Source organism: Chryseobacterium sp. StRB126 (assembly GCF_000829375.1).
Lineage (GTDB): Bacteria > Bacteroidota > Bacteroidia > Flavobacteriales > Weeksellaceae > Chryseobacterium.
The window spans coordinates 3,505,093-3,526,277 of the sequence record NZ_AP014624.1 but is presented as its reverse complement, the minus strand read 5'-3'; the positions used below and the strand labels follow the sequence as shown (position 1 = coordinate 3,526,277).

The 21,185-nt window shown below is 35.8% G+C and carries 25 protein-coding genes; 23 read left to right on the top strand and 2 right to left on the bottom strand.

Annotated features, from left to right (window positions below; genetic code table 11):
- The first annotated feature begins 37 nt into the window (after positions 1-37).
- The 22 genes from CHSO_RS16060 (at position 38) to CHSO_RS15955 (ending at position 16,345) form a co-directional block, all read left to right on the top strand.
- Complete coding sequence (locus CHSO_RS16060; protein ID WP_045498099.1) at positions 38-727, top strand: alpha/beta hydrolase; 690 nt, start codon at positions 38-40, stop codon at positions 725-727.
- An 84-nt stretch (positions 728-811) separates the two neighbouring features.
- On the top strand, positions 812-1,159 hold the full coding sequence (locus tag CHSO_RS16055; protein WP_045498096.1) for a VOC family protein: 348 nt from the start codon (positions 812-814) through the stop codon (positions 1,157-1,159).
- Between the two features lie 116 nt (positions 1,160-1,275).
- Positions 1,276-1,680 (top strand): glyoxalase superfamily protein, encoded by a 405-nt coding sequence (locus CHSO_RS16050; protein ID WP_045498093.1) that lies wholly within the window; start codon positions 1,276-1,278, stop codon positions 1,678-1,680.
- 133 nt (positions 1,681-1,813) lie between these two features.
- Positions 1,814-3,025, top strand: coding sequence for a DUF763 domain-containing protein (locus CHSO_RS16045; RefSeq protein WP_045498091.1), 1,212 nt, complete (start codon positions 1,814-1,816; stop codon positions 3,023-3,025).
- Positions 3,026-3,330: 305 nt separating this feature from the next.
- Positions 3,331-3,921 carry a Crp/Fnr family transcriptional regulator gene (locus tag CHSO_RS16040; protein WP_045498088.1) on the top strand — a complete coding sequence of 197 codons (591 nt, stop codon included), beginning with the start codon at positions 3,331-3,333 and terminating at the stop codon, positions 3,919-3,921.
- 77 nt (positions 3,922-3,998) lie between these two features.
- A complete protein-coding gene (locus CHSO_RS16035; protein ID WP_045498086.1) occupies positions 3,999-4,409 on the top strand; it encodes a VOC family protein in 411 nt (136 codons plus the stop codon).
- 27 nt (positions 4,410-4,436) lie between these two features.
- Positions 4,437-4,898 (top strand): hypothetical protein, encoded by a 462-nt coding sequence (locus CHSO_RS16030; RefSeq protein WP_045498083.1) that lies wholly within the window; start codon positions 4,437-4,439, stop codon positions 4,896-4,898.
- A 270-nt stretch (positions 4,899-5,168) separates the two neighbouring features.
- Positions 5,169-5,693, top strand: coding sequence for a hypothetical protein (locus CHSO_RS16025; RefSeq protein WP_045498081.1), 525 nt, complete (start codon positions 5,169-5,171; stop codon positions 5,691-5,693).
- Complete coding sequence (locus CHSO_RS16020) at positions 5,693-6,481, top strand: alpha/beta fold hydrolase (protein WP_232509082.1); 789 nt, start codon at positions 5,693-5,695, stop codon at positions 6,479-6,481. The genes CHSO_RS16025 and CHSO_RS16020 overlap by 1 nt, the downstream gene beginning before the upstream one ends.
- A 76-nt stretch (positions 6,482-6,557) precedes the next feature.
- Entirely contained in the window at positions 6,558-6,989 is a 432-nt protein-coding gene (locus CHSO_RS16015; protein ID WP_045498079.1) for a VOC family protein, read from the top strand.
- 76 nt (positions 6,990-7,065) lie between these two features.
- The gene (locus CHSO_RS16010) at positions 7,066-7,479 is read left to right on the top strand and encodes an SRPBCC family protein (protein WP_045498076.1); all 414 of its coding nucleotides are present in this window, start codon (positions 7,066-7,068) and stop codon (positions 7,477-7,479) included.
- 35 nt (positions 7,480-7,514) lie between these two features.
- The gene (locus tag CHSO_RS16005; RefSeq protein ID WP_232509081.1) at positions 7,515-7,754 is read left to right on the top strand and encodes a DNA-directed RNA polymerase subunit alpha C-terminal domain-containing protein; all 240 of its coding nucleotides are present in this window, start codon (positions 7,515-7,517) and stop codon (positions 7,752-7,754) included.
- Between the two features lie 412 nt (positions 7,755-8,166).
- The gene (locus tag CHSO_RS16000; protein ID WP_045498073.1) at positions 8,167-9,033 is read left to right on the top strand and encodes a VOC family protein; all 867 of its coding nucleotides are present in this window, start codon (positions 8,167-8,169) and stop codon (positions 9,031-9,033) included.
- A gap of 34 nt (positions 9,034-9,067) precedes the next feature.
- A complete protein-coding gene (locus tag CHSO_RS15995; protein WP_045498071.1) occupies positions 9,068-9,496 on the top strand; it encodes an ATPase in 429 nt (142 codons plus the stop codon).
- 44 nt (positions 9,497-9,540) lie between these two features.
- On the top strand, positions 9,541-9,999 hold the full coding sequence (locus CHSO_RS15990; RefSeq protein WP_045498069.1) for an SRPBCC family protein: 459 nt from the start codon (positions 9,541-9,543) through the stop codon (positions 9,997-9,999).
- 92 nt (positions 10,000-10,091) lie between these two features.
- Positions 10,092-10,550: a membrane protein gene (locus CHSO_RS15985; RefSeq protein ID WP_045498067.1), complete on the top strand. Its 459-nt coding sequence runs from the start codon at positions 10,092-10,094 to the stop codon at positions 10,548-10,550.
- A gap of 170 nt (positions 10,551-10,720) precedes the next feature.
- Positions 10,721-12,727, top strand: a complete 2,007-nt coding sequence (locus CHSO_RS15980; RefSeq protein WP_045498064.1) for an alpha/beta hydrolase family protein — start codon at positions 10,721-10,723, stop codon at positions 12,725-12,727.
- Between the two features lie 669 nt (positions 12,728-13,396).
- Positions 13,397-13,951, top strand: coding sequence for an RNA polymerase sigma factor (locus CHSO_RS15975; RefSeq protein WP_171817657.1), 555 nt, complete (start codon positions 13,397-13,399; stop codon positions 13,949-13,951).
- Positions 13,952-13,962: 11 nt separating this feature from the next.
- Entirely contained in the window at positions 13,963-14,295 is a 333-nt protein-coding gene (locus tag CHSO_RS15970; RefSeq protein WP_045498058.1) for a hypothetical protein, read from the top strand.
- A 91-nt stretch (positions 14,296-14,386) separates the two neighbouring features.
- The gene (locus CHSO_RS15965) at positions 14,387-14,644 is read left to right on the top strand and encodes a hypothetical protein (protein ID WP_045498055.1); all 258 of its coding nucleotides are present in this window, start codon (positions 14,387-14,389) and stop codon (positions 14,642-14,644) included.
- 168 nt (positions 14,645-14,812) lie between these two features.
- Complete coding sequence (locus CHSO_RS15960) at positions 14,813-15,460, top strand: hypothetical protein (RefSeq protein WP_045498052.1); 648 nt, start codon at positions 14,813-14,815, stop codon at positions 15,458-15,460.
- A gap of 237 nt (positions 15,461-15,697) precedes the next feature.
- Positions 15,698-16,345 (top strand): J domain-containing protein, encoded by a 648-nt coding sequence (locus CHSO_RS15955; RefSeq protein WP_045498049.1) that lies wholly within the window; start codon positions 15,698-15,700, stop codon positions 16,343-16,345.
- On the opposite strand, the gene CHSO_RS26000 is transcribed toward CHSO_RS15955, so the two are convergent.
- A complete protein-coding gene (locus tag CHSO_RS26000; RefSeq protein WP_171817656.1) occupies positions 16,342-16,494 on the bottom strand; it encodes a hypothetical protein in 153 nt (50 codons plus the stop codon). The genes CHSO_RS15955 and CHSO_RS26000 overlap by 4 nt on opposite strands.
- A 106-nt stretch (positions 16,495-16,600) precedes the next feature.
- The gene (locus CHSO_RS15950) at positions 16,601-17,773 is read right to left on the bottom strand and encodes a DcaP family trimeric outer membrane transporter (RefSeq protein WP_045498046.1); all 1,173 of its coding nucleotides are present in this window, start codon (positions 17,771-17,773) and stop codon (positions 16,601-16,603) included.
- Between the two features lie 453 nt (positions 17,774-18,226).
- On the opposite strand from CHSO_RS15950, the gene gcvP reads away from it, so the two are divergent.
- Positions 18,227-21,085: an aminomethyl-transferring glycine dehydrogenase gene (gcvP, locus tag CHSO_RS15945; protein WP_045498034.1), complete on the top strand. Its 2,859-nt coding sequence runs from the start codon at positions 18,227-18,229 to the stop codon at positions 21,083-21,085.
- The last annotated feature ends 100 nt before the right edge of the window (positions 21,086-21,185 follow it).

The window sequence follows — 21,185 nt, the reverse complement described above, 5'->3', positions numbered from 1 at the left end:
TGTAGCTTTACATTATTAAAATTTAATACTTAACATCATGGAACAAAAAGATTTAACCATTATTTTAGTACACGGAGCTTGGGGAGACGGATCTCACTGGCAATACATTATTCCTTCTTTGGTGAAAGCAGGGTATAAAGTAAGAAGCGTTCAGAATCCGCTTACTTCTCTGCAAAACGATATTGATAAAACAAAAGATCTGATTGATGCTCAGGAAGGAAAAGTTCTTTTAGTAGGACATTCTTATGGTGGAGCAGTTATTTCAGGAGCCGGACATCATGACAAAGTAGTTGGGTTGGTTTATATTGCAGCTTTTGCTCCCGATGCCGGTGATAGTCTAGGATCTCTTTTAGGAAGAAGAGAATCTCCTGGTGGAGCAAGTATTTACCCAGATAGTAAAGGCTTTTTGTGGATCAAATATGATGAGTTTAAGTCCGCCTTCAGTCAGGATCTGGAAGATGATAAAGCGTTGGTAATGGCATTGTCTCAAAAACCTATCCATGGGCAGTGTTTCGGAGATGTTGCAGGAGAACCGGCATGGAAAACAAAACCAAGCTGGTACCAGATTTCCTCTGGCGATCGTATGATTCCGGCTGAAACGGAAAAAGAAATGGCAGAACGTATGCAGCCTAAAAAAATCATTACATTGGATGCCGGACATGCATCATTAGCTTCACATCCTGAAGAAGTTACGCAATTGATTTTAGAAGCGGCAGCTTCTCTTTAAAATATAAATTAATCATAAATACCTATAAGGCTCTGGAAAATTTTAAGTATTTTCACAGAGCTTTTTTTATGAATAAAGATCAAAATGGTAAAAAGAATCGTAGCCAATATAAAAACGGGTGACCTTACGAAAGGAAACCTCTTTTATCAGGATATTTTAGAACTTGATGTATTGATGGATCATGGCTGGATTAAAACCCTCGGAACTGATGAAGAAACAAAAGTACAGATCAGTTTTGCGGAACAGGGCGGAAATAACACCGAAGTTCCGGATTTATCCATTGAAGTAGATAATGTGGATGAAATCTATGATAAAATGAAGCAAGCCAGCTTTGAAATTACCTATGAAATCACCAATGAAAATTGGGGGGTCCGCAGGTTTTTTGTAAAAGATCCTTTTGGAAAATTAATTAATATTCTTTCCCATCAATAAAGAAATAGCATTTCATTCGATAGGAGCGGACTTTAGTCCGCTTTCATAAGAAAGAAACCATCATCTGGCTTTAGCCAAAATCTGAAAAATAATCCCCCAAAAACCTTAACCATATCATGAAAGCAGAACAAATTATTCCTGTCTTCAGAATTTTTGATTATCAAAAGATGCTGGAGTTTTATATTGACTGGCTGGGCTTTGAAATTGTCTGGGAACATCGTTTCAAAGAAAATATGCCTGCTTATCTGGAGGTGAAAAAAGTGAATATTGTTCTTCATTTAAGTGAACATCATGGAGATGCAAGCCCCGGAAGTAGTATTTTTATCTGGGGTGAAAGTGTTGCGGAATATCATAAAGAACTTATCGATAAAAACTACAAATACAACCGTCCCGGTCTTGAAAAGACGTTCTATGATGCCGTTTCTTTCACCGTTAACGATCCCTTTGGAAATAAAATCATTTTCAATGAAAAGTTTGATAATGAAAAGCATGGAGCTTTAGAATTTTATTCCCATGAATAAGTGGTCTGAAAACCTACCGGACAAAAATCATAAAAAAAGAAAACATTACCAATTTTTGAGGAATATTTTTATGGATTCGGTTCAGCATTCATTTGGAATATTAAGCCTAACTTTGTTCTTTCAAAATTGAAAAATGAAACGTTCAGGAACCGCAGATTTACCCCTTCACTATGGCAAAGTACCACCTTGGCTGTATGAACGTATGTCTGTTCTTGGACTTTCTATTGTTGAAGCTATCCTGACAGATTATGGTAAAGATGAAGTGCTTCGCAGATTGGCAGATCCGTTTTGGTTTCAAAGTTTCGGAGCGGTAATGGGCATGGACTGGCATTCTTCAGGAATAACCACTTCAGTAATGGGAGCTTTGAAACGTTCTATTAATCCCAATTCTCAATCACTGGGACTTTATATTTGTGGTGGGAAAGGAAAGTTTTCCAGAGAAACACCATCAGAACTCATTCAGATTGCTGAGAAAACAGGCTTGGATGGAAACGAATTAGTAAGAGCCAGCAAACTTTCTGCTAAAGTTGATAATACAGCCATTCAGGATGGATATCAATTGTATCTGCATAATTTTATTCTGTCTGATAATGGAAGCTGGAGTGTCATTCAACAGGGCATGCATGACTCGGATGGAACGGCAAGACGCTATCATTGGCATTCTGAAAATATAACTTCATTTGTAGAAGAACCGCATACCGGAATTAACGGGATTTCAAGAGGACGCATTTTAAATCTTACCGATTCCGAAGCAGCAGAGAACCGGAAAGGAATTCTGGATATTTCTCACACAGATTCCATAGACGTTATGAAAGATTTTTCAAGATTAATACTTCCTGCCCACCATGATGTACAGGCTTCCGATGTTGATCTTAAACGTTTGGGTGCCCTTTTATATATCACCCGTGAACAGCAGCCTCAGAATTTTGAAGATTTACTGATGCTGGAAGGTGTTGGACCGAGAACCATGCAGTCTCTGGCTTTGGTAAGTGAAGTGATTCATGGAGCGCCATCAAGATTTAGCGATCCTGCAAGGTTTTCCTTTGCTCATGGAGGAAAAGACGGACATCCATTCCCGGTTCCAGTCAATGTATATGATGAAAGCATCAGTATTCTCAGAAAAGGAATCGAAAAGTCAAAATTGGGAAACTCAGATAAGTTAAATACCTTAAATAAACTTCATCAGATTGTAGCCAGAGCCGAAAAAGATTTCACTCCGAACTTTGATATTCAGGAGGTTATTGAAGATGAACGTCAGAATTCATGGCGCTTTGGGGGAAAAACGGTTATGGGTGATGCTCAGAAACCAACCCCGCCTAAACCTATCCAGCTATCTTTATTTTAAGAGGAAAATATAAACCTCCGCATTAAAATACAGACAATGCTAACTTTCCAAATCTTAATTTCACTTAAAATAAAGACAAATATCTGTATAACCAATCCCCTCTACTGGAGGAGTGTCAGATCGCAGATTTGACGGGGTGGTTCACTCCTTTAATCAAACCTTTGTTTAATTATTTACTTTTGTTAAGTTATCATAAATTCAATGAAATATGTGGTATGAAATGCTTGTAATATGATATTGTTTAATAATTATTATCTTTAATTCAATTAAAAATTTTATTTTTAAAGTCTTAAAAAAATGATCAAATGACTCACAAGTCCCTCGAAATATGTTACGATTTTCCTTTTTTTCTTCAGGAAGAACTTGATGAAATATTTCAGGCCCACGAAAAAACATCCTTTCAAAAAGGCGATTTTATTCTTGAAGAAGGCAAAATGGCCAATGAATACTATATTCTGGATAGCGGACTGGCTCGTTCATTTGTCAATGATTTTAATGGAAATGAAGTGACAACCCATTTTTTCGTGGAGAATGAGGTAATTATTGAGGTCCTATCCATGTTTCAGAGAATCCCGACACAGGAAAATATTGTATGTATCACAGAATGTGAATGTTGGAAGCTGGATTACGATACTTTTCAGGAGCTATTCCATAAAATTCCCAACCTTAGAGAATGGGGAAGAGCATGGATGTCTAAAGAGCTTTTTGATTATAAACAAAGATCTGTGGAAATGTTCACTCTTTCAGCTACAAGAAGATACCTGAATCTGTTGGAACAGAAATCAAAAGTTATACAATTTGCTCCATTAAAACAGATTGCCTCTTACCTTGGAGTAACAGACACTTCCCTAAGCAGAATCCGTAAAGAATTGGTTTCCCATCCCAAGAAAATTTAAATCTTGCCCTATGACAAGTAGATTTTCATCACACCTTGGTAATTTTGGTTAAAAGTTTAACACTAAAATTATAAAAAATGAAAATCAATCAAATCTATGTCAATTTACCTGTAAAAGACGTACAGAAAACCAGAGCATTCTGGACAACACTTGGTTTTTCTATTAACGAACAGTTTTCAGATGATAAAGCAGTATGTGTGATAATGAAAGAAGATCATATCTACGCGATGTTTCTGAAAGAAGAGTTTTTCCAAACCTTTACCAACAGACCTTTTGCTAAAGGAGATACAACCCAGGTGCTTCTTGCCATTGGAGTAGAACGTAGAGAAGAAGTAGATGGAATGGTAAAAACAGCCATTGAAAATGGAGGCTCTAAATACAGCGAACCTATGGATCATGGCTGGATGTATCAAAGTGCTTTTGCTGATTTAAACGGACATCAGTGGGAAGTAATGTATGCAGATGCATCCCAGATCCCCTCCGAATAACTTATTAATCAAAACATCACATGAGAGATGGAAGTAAAATCGAATGAGATAGAATTGGTGAAAAACCAAGTCTCAAGTACTATCAAGATTGTGACACTGAATACAGAAGGCATTACTCATAAAGAATCAATGATCTTTCCCAATAACGAAGCTAACTGCATGAACTGGATTTTGGGTCACCTGATTTACATTAGAAATCCACTATTGAATATTCTGGGCGAAGAATCGGTTTGGGATAGTGAAAAATTTTCATGTTATAATAGGGGAGAAATCGCTTTGGAGCGGAAAGGTGAGCTGATCAATTTTGAAGAACTTAAATCATATCTCCAACAATCTCAGGATAAACTGGAAGCAAAACTGAATACTATGGAACATTTTAATGCAGAAAATGTTAACGATATTTCAACCCTTTGTCTTCATGAAATTTATCACGCAGGACAATTGGGCTATCTCCGCAGAATTCTTGGGAAACCCGGTGCCATAAAGTAGGTTATTGAGTATAAAGATCGGCTTAATCTGTAAAATCAACAAGAGAAAATAAATGATAAAATTGCTGGAAAACGCAAAGTTATTTTTAAGTTAAATGCTTTAAGGCGCAAGGATTTTATCTCCGATAAAATTGTAGAGGTTACTTTAGAATTTACTTGCTGAAAATCTTTGATTTTCTTGCGCTTTAAATATCCATAATAAAAGAAAAAATGTTTGTGCCTTTGCGTTTTCCAACTTAAAATATTTAGTTTCTAACTAAAAAAAAAAATAATGAACACACCAAAATCAAAAAAAATGGAACTCATTATTCCGGCTTATAGAATGCATACCCAAAGCTTTATAAACGTTTTGGATGGCATTTCGGAAGAAGACGCCCTGAAAAGAATTGAAAACAAAACCAATCATATTGTTTGGATGGCAGGAAACTTTGTGAATATGCGCTATGGCCTTGGCTGGGTATTAGGGCTTCAGGAACAGGATCCTAATAATGACCTGTTCTTTCAGGGGAAAGCATTGGATGAAAGTTATCAATATCCTACATTGGCTGACTTGAAGAAAAACTTTCATGATATTTCTCAAAAAGTATATCAGAAGTTGTTTGAAGTAACAGACGAAGAGTTGGATGAAATGTTCGAAATAGGGATGAATATTCCTTTCATTAAAGAAACCAAACTCAATTTTGTAGGAATGTGCATCGGCCGGGAAGACTATCTCAGTGGGCAAATCGGTTTGATGCGAAGAATTTTAGACTATCCGGGAATGAAGTATGATGTAGATGAAAACCTTACCTATTAATGATGAACCCAATAGAAAAAGGATATAAACGCGTTAACGGAATCCAATTGTATTATGAAATATACGGTTCCGGAAAACCTCTCGTTTTAATTCATGGAGGAGGTTCCTCTATTTTGTATGACTATAAAGAGGTAATTGAAAGACTGGAAAACAAGTTTCAGTTCATCGGAATAGATCTTCAGAATCATGGTCTAAGTGAACACCGCAATATTCCTGAAACATTTGAACAGGATGCCGATGATGTGGCAGCGCTTTTGGCAGCGCTTAATATTCATAAAGCTTCTTTCTGGGGATTCAGTAATGGCGGAAATACTGTTATGCAGATAGCATACCGCCATCCTAGGATTGTAGAAAAGCTGGTGGTGGCTTCAGCATTTTATAAAAGAGAAGGCATGATGGATGGCTTTTTCGAAATGATGACCGAAGCTACTTTTGAATCTATGCCTGAACCCCTCAAAATTAATTTTCTAAACATCAATCCTGACTTTTCTAAGCTGGAAAACCTCTTTGATAAGGATAGTAAAAGAATGCAAACCTTTGTAGACTGGGATGATGAAGTACTAAGTTCCATTCAGTCACCTGTATTATTCATCAGTGGTGATAAGGATGTGATGAAACCTGAACATACCGTAGCCATGTGGCGGCTGGTAGAGAACTCGCAGTTAATGATTCTTCCCGGCACCCATGGAGTATATATGATGGCTGATTTTGATGGTAGTCTCAATGAAAATTTAATCAACTTTACCATTAAAGAAGTAGAAACATTTTTAAATCATCATAATCACTAATTACATTTATTTTTCACAGTAGGACATTGGTGTCATTTGTGTTTCGAAAAATAATAACATTTTAAAATTAAAAATCATGGCAAAATTAAATCCATATCTAAATTTTGATGGAACAGCTGAAAAAGCTTTCAATTTTTACAAATCAGTTTTTGGAGGTGAATTCGTAGGTGAAATTCATAAAATGGGAAATGCTCCCGGTACTGAAAATCTTTCTGAGGAAGAAAAAAACAGAGTAATGCATATTGCACTACCCATTGGAGGAGATCTTTTAATGGCCTCAGATATTGTTCCCAGCTTTGGACAGAAGTTAAATGTGGGGAATAATAATTATGTTTCTATTTTCCCGGATTCAAGAGAAGAAGCTGATAGACTTTTCAAAGGTCTTTCTGAAGGCGGGAATATAGAAATGCCCATTGAAGATCAGTTTTGGGGCGACTATTTTGGAAGTTTTCAGGATAAATATGGTGTCCATTGGATGGTGAACTATAATGAAGAATACGGGAAATAATCTTATATTTAACTAATTATAAAAAAGAGATGCCCGTTTTCGGGCAGCTCTTTTATTCAATTAAAAAAATTAAACTATGGATCCAATTAAAATAGACATTACCATTTTAGCACCGGTAGAAAAAGTATGGAATTACTTCAACGAACCCAAACACATTACCAGATGGAATTTTGCCCATGAAAGCTGGCATTGTCCCAGTTCTGAAAATGATCTGAAGGTAGGTGGAAAGTTTAAAAACAAAATGGAAGCAAAGGATAAAAGCTTCGCCTTTGATTTTGAAGGGGTATATGATGAAGTAATCCCTCACAAACTTATAAAATATCACATGGAAGACGGGCGTAAAGTAGAAGTGATCTTTGATAAGATTGATGAGAATACCACAAAAGTGATTGAAATTTTCGATCCGGAGAAACAAAATTCTGTGGAAATGCAGAGAGATGGCTGGTATGCTATTCTCAATAATTTCCATAAGTATGTTGAGAATCATTAAAAACATTTTTTGTAGCCATGATCAATTTAGTTATCATGTCAAAGAGTTTGAATTCCATTTATGCTGTTAGCTATGATCCTGAGGAGGATTTTCTTCTTGGAGTGATTGCAGTGCCTGCAAGAAAAGCCTTGAAGAAAGAAAAAATAAATTCTTTGGAAAAACTGTCGGATTATTCTGAAAAGGAGATCTTACAATTACATGGTTTCGGAAAAAATACAGTGTTGAAGCTGAAAGATTATATGAAGGAGCATCAGATGTGTTTTAAAGAAGCATAAAAATAAAAAAGCTTGATTTTTTATCGTGTCGTTGCGGATAGAGGAATATATTGATCTTTGAACGTAAGGGCATTATATCTCTTTTGCTTTATATCTTATTATTCCTATAGATAATAAATGTATTAATAAACCTAAAAACACAAGCCCTGTCATTCTGAATGAAGCAGCACATAATGAAGAATCTCAACATAGAAATTTTCCCGCAGATTTTACAGATTCCGCAGATTTTTAAATCTCAATGATCTGCCAAATCAATTCAATCCGCGAGATAAAAAGAAAACAGAGTTTTTGTCATTCTGAATGAAGCAAAGCTAATGAAGAATCTCAACATAAAAAATCTTACAGAATTCTACAGTTTCTACAGATTTTATGAATAAATTGCCTATAAAATCAACCTTAAAAATTTAAACTTATGAATAACGATATTTTCCCATGTCTTTGGTACGACGGAGACGCCAAGCCATCCGCGGAATTTTACTGTAAGGTTTTTGGCGGTGAAATTACAGCAGATACTCCGGTTGTTATGAATATTGATTTATTTGGGCAGAGATTAATGCTTCTTAATGGTGGCGCTCAGTTCAAAAAGAATCCTTCTATTTCGTTTATGGTCATCTGTGATACGGAAGATGAAGTTCAAAAATATTGGGATCAGCTACTGGAAGGAGGATTGGCTCTCATGGAGCTTGGCTCTTATTCCTGGAGTAAGAAATATGGTTGGGTTCAGGATAAATATGGAGTGACGTGGCAATTGTTCTTAGGAGAAAAGCCACAGGAACAGAAAATAGTTCCAACTTTGATGTTTATTCATGAAAATAATGGAAAAGCCAAAGAAGCGATGGAACTTTATACCCAGACATTCCCTAATTCAAGCATTGGAAACATTTTAAAATATGGTGAAGGAAGTGAAGGACATCCTATCCCAGAGCCGGCAGAAAATGTTCAGCATGCCAATTTTATCATTGATGGCTACTCATTATTCTGCATGGATAATTCTTACGATCACAAGTTTGATTTTAATGAAGGAATATCGCTGGTAATAATGACGGATGAACAGCAACAAACCGATACTTATTGGAATGCTCTTACCTCACATGGAGGAAGAGAAAGTATGTGTGGCTGGTTAAAAGATAAATACGGCTTAAGCTGGCAGATTGTACCTAAAAGGTTGATTCAGCTGATGAATGATCCTAACCAGGAGAAGGCTTATAAAGTGGTACAGGCCATGATGAAAATGCAGAAAATTATTATTCAGGATTTAGAAGATGCTTATAATTCTTAAGGTTATTTTGCCTCTGAAATAAAATATAGATAGCATGGAACAATTATCATACGAAATAGAAATTAATGCAGAACCAGAAAAAGTATGGAGTGTCCTTTGGGGTGGTATTACTTACAGACAATGGACTACTGCTTTCACGGAAGGCTCTTTTTATGAAGGAACATTAGAAGAGAATAACATCATAAAATTCTTAGATCCCAAAAACAATGGGATGTACAGCCGGGTTACAAAAGTGATTCCCAATCAGGAAATAACGTTTCTGCATTTAGGAGAAATTTATGAAGGAATTGAGGTTGCTCAGGAATGGGGCGATGCAACAGAAGCTTACTTCCTGGAAGAAAATGACGAAGGAACATTATTAAAAGTAGCTATTAATACTCCGGCTGAGTTTAAATCTTTTTTTGAAGAAAAATTTCCAAAAGCAATGAATATCGTTAAACATCTTTCGGAAAATCAGCTTTAAAGAAGTCTTTATTGGAACACAATCAATCACAAAAATTTTAAAACATGGAAACCTTATCGTACGAAACAATAATAAATGCTCCCTTACAGAAAGTATGGGACATTCTTTGGAGTCCGGAAACTTACAGTCAATGGACACAATACTTTGGTGCAGGATCTTCTGTCATGAAATCTGACTGGCAGATAGGTGGAAAGACCTATTTCCTGAATGAAAAAGGAGATGGAATGGTTTCTACCATAGACAGTCTGGATGAACCCCGCCAAATTGTTTTTAAACATTTGGGAATGACTGAAAACGGAGTAGAAGACACACAAAGCAAAGAGGTGATGGAATGGAGCGGTTGTTTTGAAAAATATTTTCTGATTGATCTTGACGGAAAAACAAAACTTCATACAGAAGTTCAGGTAGAAAAAGAATGGCGGGATCATATGAATACAGGATTTACAAAAGGACTGATGATAGTGAAGAACCTGGCGGAAGGAGTTAACCTTAGTGCAGTGTAAAAGAGTTTGAAGCTCAAAGGATAAAGTTGCCGGTTGGCAACGTAAGTCTCTTATCTCAAATCTCCTAATCTCTTGTCTCAATTCAGAAAAATATGAAACTATTAGTAATCCTCTTCGGTACATTTATCTTAGCTTTACTGGGAACCATGGTGGTTCAGGGAAAGCCTGATCTTTTATTTTCAGGAAACCTTGGTATGGCAGTTTTTATCATATTTACAGGTTTTTCCCATTTTAAATTTCAGAAAGGAATGGCCATGATGATTCCCGATTTTATTCCTGCTAAAATGTTTTGGGTATATTGTACCGGACTTTTAGAAATTGCTGCTGGAATAGGGCTCATGATTCCTGCTATTCGTGAAATAACAGCCATTTTATTGATTGTTTTTTATGTATTGGTTTTTATTGCCAATATCAATTCATCTCAAAAGAAAATAAATATTTTTAAAGCAGATTACACCGGCCCGGGAATGCAATATCTTTACTCTCAAAGAATCCCCATGCAGATTATTTTAATAGCATGGACCTGGTATTTCGGAATCTATTTACATTAAAACATACAAGCAGCTCTAAGGGCTTTTTTTTATTTTAAAACTTTTCAAAATAAATGTTAAATATTGTAACGTTTTAAATTTTGAATTGTCTTATCTATAAGGAATCTAATTTTTTATGGATTGAAATATTGAATTGGGTACTCTGTTTTTTAACTTTAAAAACGTAAGTTATGAATCTAAATTCCAAAATTTTCGGTACAGCCTATATTGTACTTTCTGCTATTATGATAAACGCACAAAATTCCGCGGCTAAACTTCCGGGAGATCCAACACTTCCGTCTACCAAAGCCAATCTTGAAAAACTGGTGTCTTACGATAAAGGAAACTTCAAATATAAAGTGGAAGACTATTTTGCAAGGCCAAAAGCATCAGCATTTAAAATTTCTCCTGATGGAAAATACCTTTCTTATAAGGAAAAAGATAAGGACCGTAAAAACCATGTGTACGTTAAAGAGCTCAATACGGGGAAAATTACCAAAGCCATTGTTGAAAAAGACGATCTGATAAAAGCCTATGGCTGGCTGAATAAAAGTCGTTTATTCTATACACAGGATAAAGGCGGAAATGAGAATATCCACTTGTATGCTGCCGATGTAGACGGAACAAATCTTAAGGATCTGACACCATTTGACGGAATTACGTTGGGAGAGATTAATCCCATAAAAGATACTGATTTCGTTGTGGTTACAATGAACAAAAACAATAAGCAGATCTTCGAACCGTTTAAAATCAATTTTGTTACGGGTGAAATGACTCAGCTGTACGAAAATAAAGATGTCAACAGCCCTATTGATGGGTATATTTTTGATAAAGACGGTAATTTAAGAGGCTATAGTATTCTTGAAAACGGATTGACTACTAAAACCTATTACAAAGATTTGCAGACTGGGAAATTCAATCTTCTGAAATCCGCAGACTGGTCAGACACTTTCAGTATTATCAGGTTTAATGATAACTCTAAGAATAAAGATGAAGCATATGTAGTGACTAATCTGGATAGTGATAAAGCCAGAATTGTCTTGTATGATCTGAAGAAAAATGCTGTTATCAAAGAAGTGTATGCTAACCCTGTGTATGATGTAAGCTCCATAAGTGTAGCAGGTAAGAACAGAAATTATGAACTGGATTATATCAGTTATGAAGGTTTAAAAGGAGAAACAGTTCCGGTAAGTAAATTTTATAAAGAAATTGATGATCAATTAAAAGCCCAGTTTGGAGATAAAGAATTTGGTATTGTTTCATCAGACGATAATAATGATAAACTTTTGGTGGTAGTAGGAAGCGATAAATTATACGGAACTTACTATGAGTATGATACCAAAACCAAACAGACAAAGCTTCTTTATAATCTGATGCCACAGCTGAAAGAAGAAGATATGGCTGAAATGAGGCCTATTGAATTCAAAAGCAGAGATGGATTAACCATTCGTGGATATATTACACTTCCTAAAGCAGCATTGGAAGGGAAAAAAGTTCCTCTGATTGTAAATCCTCATGGTGGTCCGCAGGGAATCAGAGATCATTGGGGATTCAATCCGGAAACTCAATTGTTTGCAAGTAGAGGATATGCGACACTTCAGGTGAATTTCAGAATTTCAGGGGGGTATGGAAAAGAATTCCAAAAGGCTGGATATAAGCAGATTGGAAGAAAAGCCATGGATGATGTAGAAGATGGAGTAAAATATGCTATCAGCCAGGGATGGATAGACAAAGATAAAATAGCAATTTACGGTGGAAGTCACGGTGGATATGCAACCTTGATGGGATTAATTAAGACTCCCGATCTATATGCCTGTGGAGTAGATTATGTAGGAGTTTCCAATATTTTCACCTTCTTTTCTTCCTTCCCGGAATACTGGAAGCCTTATAAAGAAATGGTAAAACAAATCTGGTATGATCTTGATAATCCTGAAGAAGCAAAAATTGCTAAAGAAGTATCTCCGGTTTTCCAAATAGACAAGATCAAGAAACCATTATTTGTGGTACAGGGTGCCAATGACCCTAGAGTAAACATCAATGAATCTGATCAGATTGTAAAGGCGATGCGTGCCAAAGGATTCGAAGTGCCTTATATGGTAAAATATGACGAAGGGCACGGATTCGGAAAAGAGCCTAACAGAATCGAATTGTATAAATCAATGCTAGGATTCTTTGCTGAGAATTTCAATAAAAAATAAACCGATAATTTTATAATTTTGGAAACGGAGGATATGATATCTTCCGTTTCTTTTTTGTCATTGCGGTTAAAGCGAAGCAATCTCTATAGAAATTAAATGTTGAGGTTGGAAAACGCAAGGGTGCAAAGAGGATTGACAAACTGTATGTTTTAAGGCGCAAGGATTTTATCTGTGATAAAATTGAATGATGGATATATTTTTCTCATAGATTTTACAGATCGTGCAGATATTTGATTCTGTAATTTATCTACAAGTTGCTTTTATCACGATAAAATCTGTTTTTCCATAATTAGATGAATCACTAATTGCTTTTGTTATTCAGAGCACCGACGAGAGGTCTGCGAACAAGGTTCAGGAGTGTAACGTGGAATCTAAATGTTTCCCGTAGATTTCACAGATAACGCAGATGTTTAACTTTATGAATTATTGTTTCTTTCACAGATGAATGGAAGACATGACCTCATTTTTTCATTCAGAGGATAACGGAGTGAAGCGTGGAATCTCATCATCAATAATCTTAACTGGCATTATTGATCACTTATCAACCATAATTTAAAATTCCGATGAATAAAAGAAAAACCGGAATTCCGGAAAAATATTTTAAATTTATTAAAGTAAAACCAAAAGGATAGCCGTCATAGCAATATGGAGGTTGTCGAAAAAATAACAATGCCACAGAAGGACAAAGAAAGCATCATCTCACAGACCGTTTCCAACTACGGAGGAAAGTTGATGTCTTATATTCGTCCCAAAGTGAAAAACACGGAGGATGCGGAAGATATTCTGCAGGAAGTGTGGTTTCAGTTCAGCAGTCTTACCAATCTTTCTGAGATTGTGAATGTAGGAGGCTGGCTGTACAGGGTAACGGCGAATAAAATTACAGACCGTTATCGTAAAAAGAAAACAGAAAATCTTGAAGATTTCGTCTATGAGGACGAAGACGGAAGTTTTTCCATCAAAGATATTTTATTGATGGATGAAAGCGCCGGCCCTGAAGTGAAGATGTTTCAGGATGAGATCTGGAAAAAACTGTTTGAAGCACTTGATGAACTCCCCGAAAAACAAAGGCTGGTCTATGTAGAAAACGAACTCAACGACAAAACCCTCCAAGAGATCGCCGATGAACAGGGAGAGAACATTAAGACTATCATCAGTAGAAAAAATTATGCTGTGAAGCATTTGAGAAACAGATTGAGAAAATTATACGAAGATTTAAAAAGCTAGAAAAAGAAATTATGAATCATAAACACAAAAAAGGCTGGATTTTTTTATTGTTATGTCCGCCATTAATTCTCTTAGCCGTTACATGGATTGTAATGTTGCTTTGGAATTGCCTGCTTCCGGAAATTTTAGGGGTAAAATCTATAACATTCTGGCAGGCGATGGGAATCCTGATCCTAAGTAAAATTCTTTTCGGAGGTTTTCATTTTGGAAAAGGAATGAGAGACTTCAAAGAACGAAAAATGAGAGAGAAAATGGAAGGACTATCGCCTGAAGAGAAAGAAAAATTTAAAGAAGCCTGGAGAAACAGATGTTCCGGAGGATTCTTCAACAGAAATAACGAATAATTTAAAAATTTTAAAGAAGTAGTAAAGTAAAATTAAAATTCATTCGTCTCTATAAAAAACAAGAAGTAGTAAAATTTAAAATTTTGAAAAAATGAAAAATTCAGCATTAAAAGGAGCTCTTGGAGCATTAGCCGTAGTAGGTGTAGCCTTAATCGCTAAAAAAGCAGCACAAAGAAAAAGATTTATCAGAGGTATTTTTGATGAATACGGTATCAAAGAAAAATCCCCTTTCGGATTAGCCGATAAGATCAGAGAAATGAATGATAAAGAATATCAGGAATTGAAAGGTAAATTCAAAAAAGAATTCAGTTCAAGATGCTGCAGAAAGGATAATACCTGTGAAGCATAAAAAGTAAAATACTAAATTGAAATTGTTTAATTCGGGCTCGGGAAGCAAAGCTTCCCGAGCCCGAATTTTTTATTTTAAATCTTCCAATAGAGGGGTGCTGCTCTGAATGTTTAGAAAATCTGATTATTAAATACTAAATTTGCTTTTCTGTTTAAAGTGAACATTATAATGGCTTCAAAGAATATTTTTATTATCATACTTACTGTTTTCTCTATCATTGTGCATGGGCAGAAATCTAAATTAAAGCAGAAACAATATATTTTCTTTTTGCATAATAAATTTCTGGAAGAGCATAGGCTTGATGAAGCGCATCCTAAATATGGTATTGTGGAGTATGAAAAAGTTCTTCATCAATTGAAAGACAGTAGTAATATTATTCTTTTTGAAAAGAGGAAACCCAATACTGATCCGGCAGCATATGCTTTAAAAATAAAGAAACAGATTGATCGTCTGATAAGAAAAGGAATTAAGTCTGAAGATATTGCGGTTGTCGGAACATCTCAAGGTGGGTATATTGCACAATATATTTCCTATTATCAAAAAAATCCGGAACTGAAATTTGTATTTATTGGGTCTAGTTTTAAAGATGATTCTTTGGAGAAAGATCCGGATTTCAGGCTTTATGGAAAAATACTTTCCATTACAGAAAAATCAGATGATGGCCATGTTCCTTTATCTCAGGAGCAGCGATTCATCAGATCGAATATAAAAGATTATAAAGAGATTGAGCTTAATACAGGACTTAATCATGGATTTTTGTTCAAAGCTCTTGATGCATGGATTATTCCTACAAAAGAATGGATTTATGGTAAGTAACTGGTTAAAAGCATAGGGAAACCAAATCAATTTTAGAAAATGATTACGCATATTTTTCGCAAATTAAAGATGCATATAATTTTATTGCAGATAAAAACTTTGCGCCTTAAAACATACCGTTTGTCAATTCCTTTGCACCATTGCGTTTTCCAACAATCTGATGGTACTTTAAAGTTGAGGTTATTTTACCATAAACCCAAAGCAAAAAAAAATAAATCCTTATTTTTGTATTGCTCAATGAAAGACTACTACTATTTTCTCGGCATATCTCAGGATGCTTCAGATGAAGACATCAAAAAAGCATATCGCAAGCTATCCCTAAAGTATCATCCTGATAAAAATGATAATGATGATTTTTTTGCAGACCGTTTTCGTGAAATTCAGGAAGCGTATGAAACATTGAGTGACTCTGCAAGAAGGAAGTCTTATGACCAGAATTTAGAAAGCCATCAAAGAAGTTTCAGATATAATATTCCTCCTGTAATAAAGACTTTTACAGCCAATAAAATTCACGCGAAAAAAGGAGAGGAGATTATCATCAGCTGGCAGACAAGTAATGCTGATGTTGTGAAGGTTTTACCTTTTGGGCTTGAGAAACCTTATGGAGAAAGGATCTTTAAGATCACAGAATTTAAAGACGGGAAATTCCAGTTATTGCTTCATGCAACAAACTCTCTATTGCATAAAACCGTAGTTCAGGGAATTACGATCACGGAGGTTTTTGAAAACGATACTGAGAAATTCAAAAACACAGTGGATGAAATGTTTAAGCCACAACCTAGAACAGTGATGAATAAAAGGGGGCAGCCTAAAATTATTATGCTGTTTTGGGGAGTTATTATCTTGGCAGTTGCTTTATATTTCCTGATAAGGGAAATTATTTAAGCCATTTTCTTCCTTCCTGGGCACTTTTTACATCTTTTCCCCTTCTTGAATTTCTTGCAGCAAGATTTCTTTTCACAGAACATTTCTTCATTGTTGAATGCATATACAGGAGCCAAAGGCGGAACTTTAAACGGGATAATCATATTCATGGTGCAAATATATTAATTTAGAATAAATATAATTAATAAAATTTCATAAAATTCTTTAAACCTGATGAATAGAATATTTGCCTTAGCGCTTTGCTTCTCAATCCCCCTAAAAACTCACTGAAGTAGACCATTGAATTCTCCAGGCCTGAGCCTCTAAGTTGGCAAAATTATGCCTTCTTCCATAGCTGCCTTCTATACCTATTCTCATTTTTTTATAAGGATGAAAAGCGATATTCATTCCAATATGTTGAAAGTTTTTTGTCATATCTTTAGAAATAAAATCTTCATTTCCTAGGCTTGAATAGCTGATAAAAGCTGTAGAGTACCATTTAGGACTCCACCAATGCTCATAAACTCCAGTAAGATTGAACATTGGTAATGTTTTTAGTCGATTTCCATTATTCGGATCAGGTACTGCATCATATTTTTCTTCGTTTAAATTAGAGTTATTCGTCTCAAAACCCTTTCCAAAAGAACTTTGAACACTTACAATATTATTGTTGTTAAGATAAAGTTTGCCCGAAACCAAAGCTCCCCAGCCCATTATGGTCCTGGTTTTATATGAGTCCTGCAAAGTAGATCTGGTATCATAGCTGATAGGAGTCAGAATACCTCCAATTTTAATATAGCTCTTTTCACTTCCATATCGGTATAGGGTTGTAATTGTAGGGATTATAGCTCTTTTTTTCCAGCCAAGAGAATCGGCAGGAAGGGTGATGCTGGGAATATTGAGATCTTCCATGGATATCGACAAAATTTCTTTTGCGGAAAGAGGAGTTGTATAGCGAAGTTGGATTCTTCGGGTAAAGATCATACCATTAGGAGGAACAAAATCAAATATACCCGGAACAATTTCGAGATCGGAAAAGTTACTCCAGGTCTGCCCAATAAGCCATTTATTCCATTGGAGATATGCATGTCTGAGGCGGGGTGCAGTAGTTCCTTTTGGTCCATAGAAGTCGATCTCTGCATAAACTGATAAACCATTTTCTGTTTTTTGTTTTATCCCTAAGCCTATTTGTGACTGTTTTATGCTGAAATTAGTGTTGACGCTATTGTGTTGAGGAATTTCTATGGAGTGGGCAATAAAGCCGTCTTTAACTTTCATATTCTGAAAGTCAAGCATAAAATCAGTTTGTATAAGGCCTTTGGTATAGAGATCCCATTCTCTCTGATTTTCCCTTTTGAGGGTAATGAGGGTAACCTGAGCAGAAACTTTTGTACAGGAGATCAAAGCTGAAAATAGTAAGGGAACAAATCTAGCATACGCATTCTTCATCGTGAATTGTGTCTTTTATTGGTAGGTTTTAATTATTCTCTCATAGATATTGTTGTTTTAGGGGTATTAGTTTTTTGTTGATGGATAATGAAAATGGATGTGTTTTTATTTTTTTATTGAGTTTTATTCTCTTTAATGTGAAGTGAAGCTACAAAATTATTTGAAAAATGATTTTTATAATATTTTTAATTGAATTGAAAATATCGTAGTATTTTAAACTTGATTATTTCTTTTTTATTAGCAATAAATACTGAGTATTGTTGATTGATATTTATAAAATCAATGTATTTTTTGTTTTAAATAAGTTAAATTTTAACAGATGTTTATTAAACGTGAACGGTGATGGAATGAATGGATATTTGTTTGACTTATCAGGAATTTTAGCTGTTGTACAATCGTGTAAAAAATTGTAATTTTACCCATCTTTTTACAAACAAAATCTAATAAATAAAAATGAATACAGAACAGTTTGTGAGCCGTCACATTTCCCTAAATGAAGCCGATAAACAGGCGATGTTGGAAAAACTTGGCGTTTCTAGTATTGAAGAGTTAATTTCTCAGACCATTCCTTCTTCTATCCGTTTAGAAAAAGATCTTGAGATCTCAGATGCACTTTCGGAATACGAAATGCTAAACCACTCTAAGGACTTGGCATCAAAAAACACTGATTATACAAGTTATATCGGTTTCGGATACCACAATACACTTTTGCCATCAGCTATTCAGAGAAATATCTTTGAAAATCCTAGCTGGTATACTGCATATACTCCGTATCAGGCTGAAATTGCACAAGGAAGATTAGAAGCTCTTCTTAATTTCCAGACTGTAGTGTGTGATCTTACAGGTTTTGGTCTTGCTAATGCTTCTTTATTGGATGAATCTACTGCGGCTGCTGAAGCAATGCACATGTTCTTTAATAACAGAACTAAAGATCAGAAGAAAGGGGAAGCGAATAAATTCTTTATCTCTGACCTTGTATTGCCTCAAACAATCTCTGTGTTGAAAACCAAGGCGGAAGGATTAGGAATTGAAGTTGTTGTAGGAGACCATAAAACCCATGCATTTGATGCATCTTATTATGGTGTTTTATTACAATATCCTGGTAAAAACGGAATCGTTCTGGATTATACTGAGAACATTGCAGAATATAAAAAATTAGACCTTCAGGTAGCTGTAGCTTGTGATCCAATGGCATTGGTGAAATTGAAATCACCGGCTGAAATGGGTGCTGACTGTGCAGTAGGAACTTCACAAAGATTTGGTATTCCATTGGGATACGGAGGTCCTCACGCAGCATTCTTTGCTTGTAGAGAAGAATATAAGAGAGATATTCCTGGAAGGATCATTGGAGTTTCTCAGGATATGTATGGGAAGCGTGCATTAAGAATGGCATTACAGACAAGAGAACAGCACATCAAGAGAGAGAAGGCAACTTCCAATATCTGTACTGCTCAGGTTCTTTTAGCAGTAATGGCTGGTATGTATGCTGTTTACCATGGTCCAAAAGGATTGAACTATATTGCTGATCAAATCCACTTTAAAGCAAATGCTTTAAAAGGAGGTCTTGCAGCATTAGGATATCAGGTAGTAGAAGAGCCAATCTTTGATACAGTAAAAATCACGATGCCTGAAGAAGAAAAAGGAAGACTGATGAGAATGATGCAGGATCACAGGCTTAACCTTAACTACTTCACAGAAGGGGTTGTAAGTATTGCGATCAACGAAAGTACTACATTAGAGAAATTAAACTATCTGATGGCTTCTTTCGCTCAGTTCAAAGATAAGCAGACTTTCAAATTAGAAATCAAAGAAGGATACAGTATTCCTGAAGAAAACCTTAGAAAGGGTCAGATTCTTACAGAAGAAGTATTCAACAAATACCATACGGAAACAGAATTGATGCGTTATATCAAACGTCTTGAGAGAAAAGATTTATCATTAACGCACTCAATGATTTCTTTAGGATCTTGTACGATGAAACTGAACGCAGCTACTGAAATGTTGCCGCTTTCATGGGCAGATTGGGGGAGTGTACACCCATTTGTACCGGTAGACCAGGCAGGAGGATATCAGCAAATGATTGCAGAGCTTGAAAAAGATCTTGCAACAATCACTGGTTTCGCGGGAACTTCATTACAGCCAAACTCTGGAGCTCAGGGAGAATATGCAGGATTAATGGTCATCAGAGAATACCATATTTCAAGAGGAGACCACCACAGAAATGTAGTATTGATTCCTCAGTCTGCACACGGAACAAACCCGGCTTCTGCTGCTATGGCAGGAATGAAAATCGTAGTTGTGAAAAACCTTGAAAACGGGGAAATCGACTTCGAAGATCTAAAAGCTAAAACAGAATTACATTCAGCAAACTTATCTGCTGTAATGATTACATATCCGTCTACTTACGGATTCTTTGATGCTAACATTAAAGAAATTACAAACTTGATCCACGAGCACGGAGGACAGGTGTACATGGATGGTGCGAACATGAACGCTCAGGTAGGATTTACAAGTCCAGGAAACATCGGAGCAGACGTTTGTCACCTAAACCTTCACAAGACTTTTGCGATTCCTCACGGAGGTGGAGGTCCTGGAGTAGGTCCAATTTGTGTGGCTAAACACTTAGTACCATTCCTTCCTTCTAACGCGAACATTAAAATCGGAACTAAAGAAGCAATCGATGGTATTTCTGCAGCACCTTACGGTTCAGGATTGATCCTAAACATTTCTTACGCTTATATCAAGATGTTAGGAACAGATGGCTTGAAAAAAGCTACAGGTCATGCGATTATGAATGCTAACTACCTTAAAGAAATTTTAGCTGAGCATTTCCCAATCTTGTATTCAAACGAAAATGGAAGAGTAGCTCACGAGTGTATCGTAGATTTCCGTCAGTTCAAATCTTTAGGAATTGAGGTAGCTGATGTGGCGAAGAGATTAATGGATTACGGATTCCATGCTCCTACCGTATCTTTCCCAGTAGCAGGAACATTAATGATTGAGCCTACAGAATCTGAAAGCAAATCTGAAATTGATCGTTTTGCAGAAGCTTTAATTGCGATCAAACATGAAATTGATGAGATTGCTAACGGACAGGCTGATCCGGTAAACAACGTATTGAAAAATGCTCCTCACACAGAACAATTGGTAATCTCTGATTCTTGGGATAAACCATACAGCAGAGAAAAGGCAGCTTATCCACTAGAGTGGGTAAGAGACCACAAATTCTTCGCTTCCGTATCAAGAGTAGACGAAGCTTACGGAGACAGAAACTTAGTATGTACTTGTGAGCCAATTGAAGCTTATATGTAATCAGAATTTTTTCTAGATATAACAAATCCCTTTCAGTAATGAGAGGGATTTTTGTTTTTATTGTCATTGCGAGCAAAGCGAAGCAATCTCAAAATTGAAT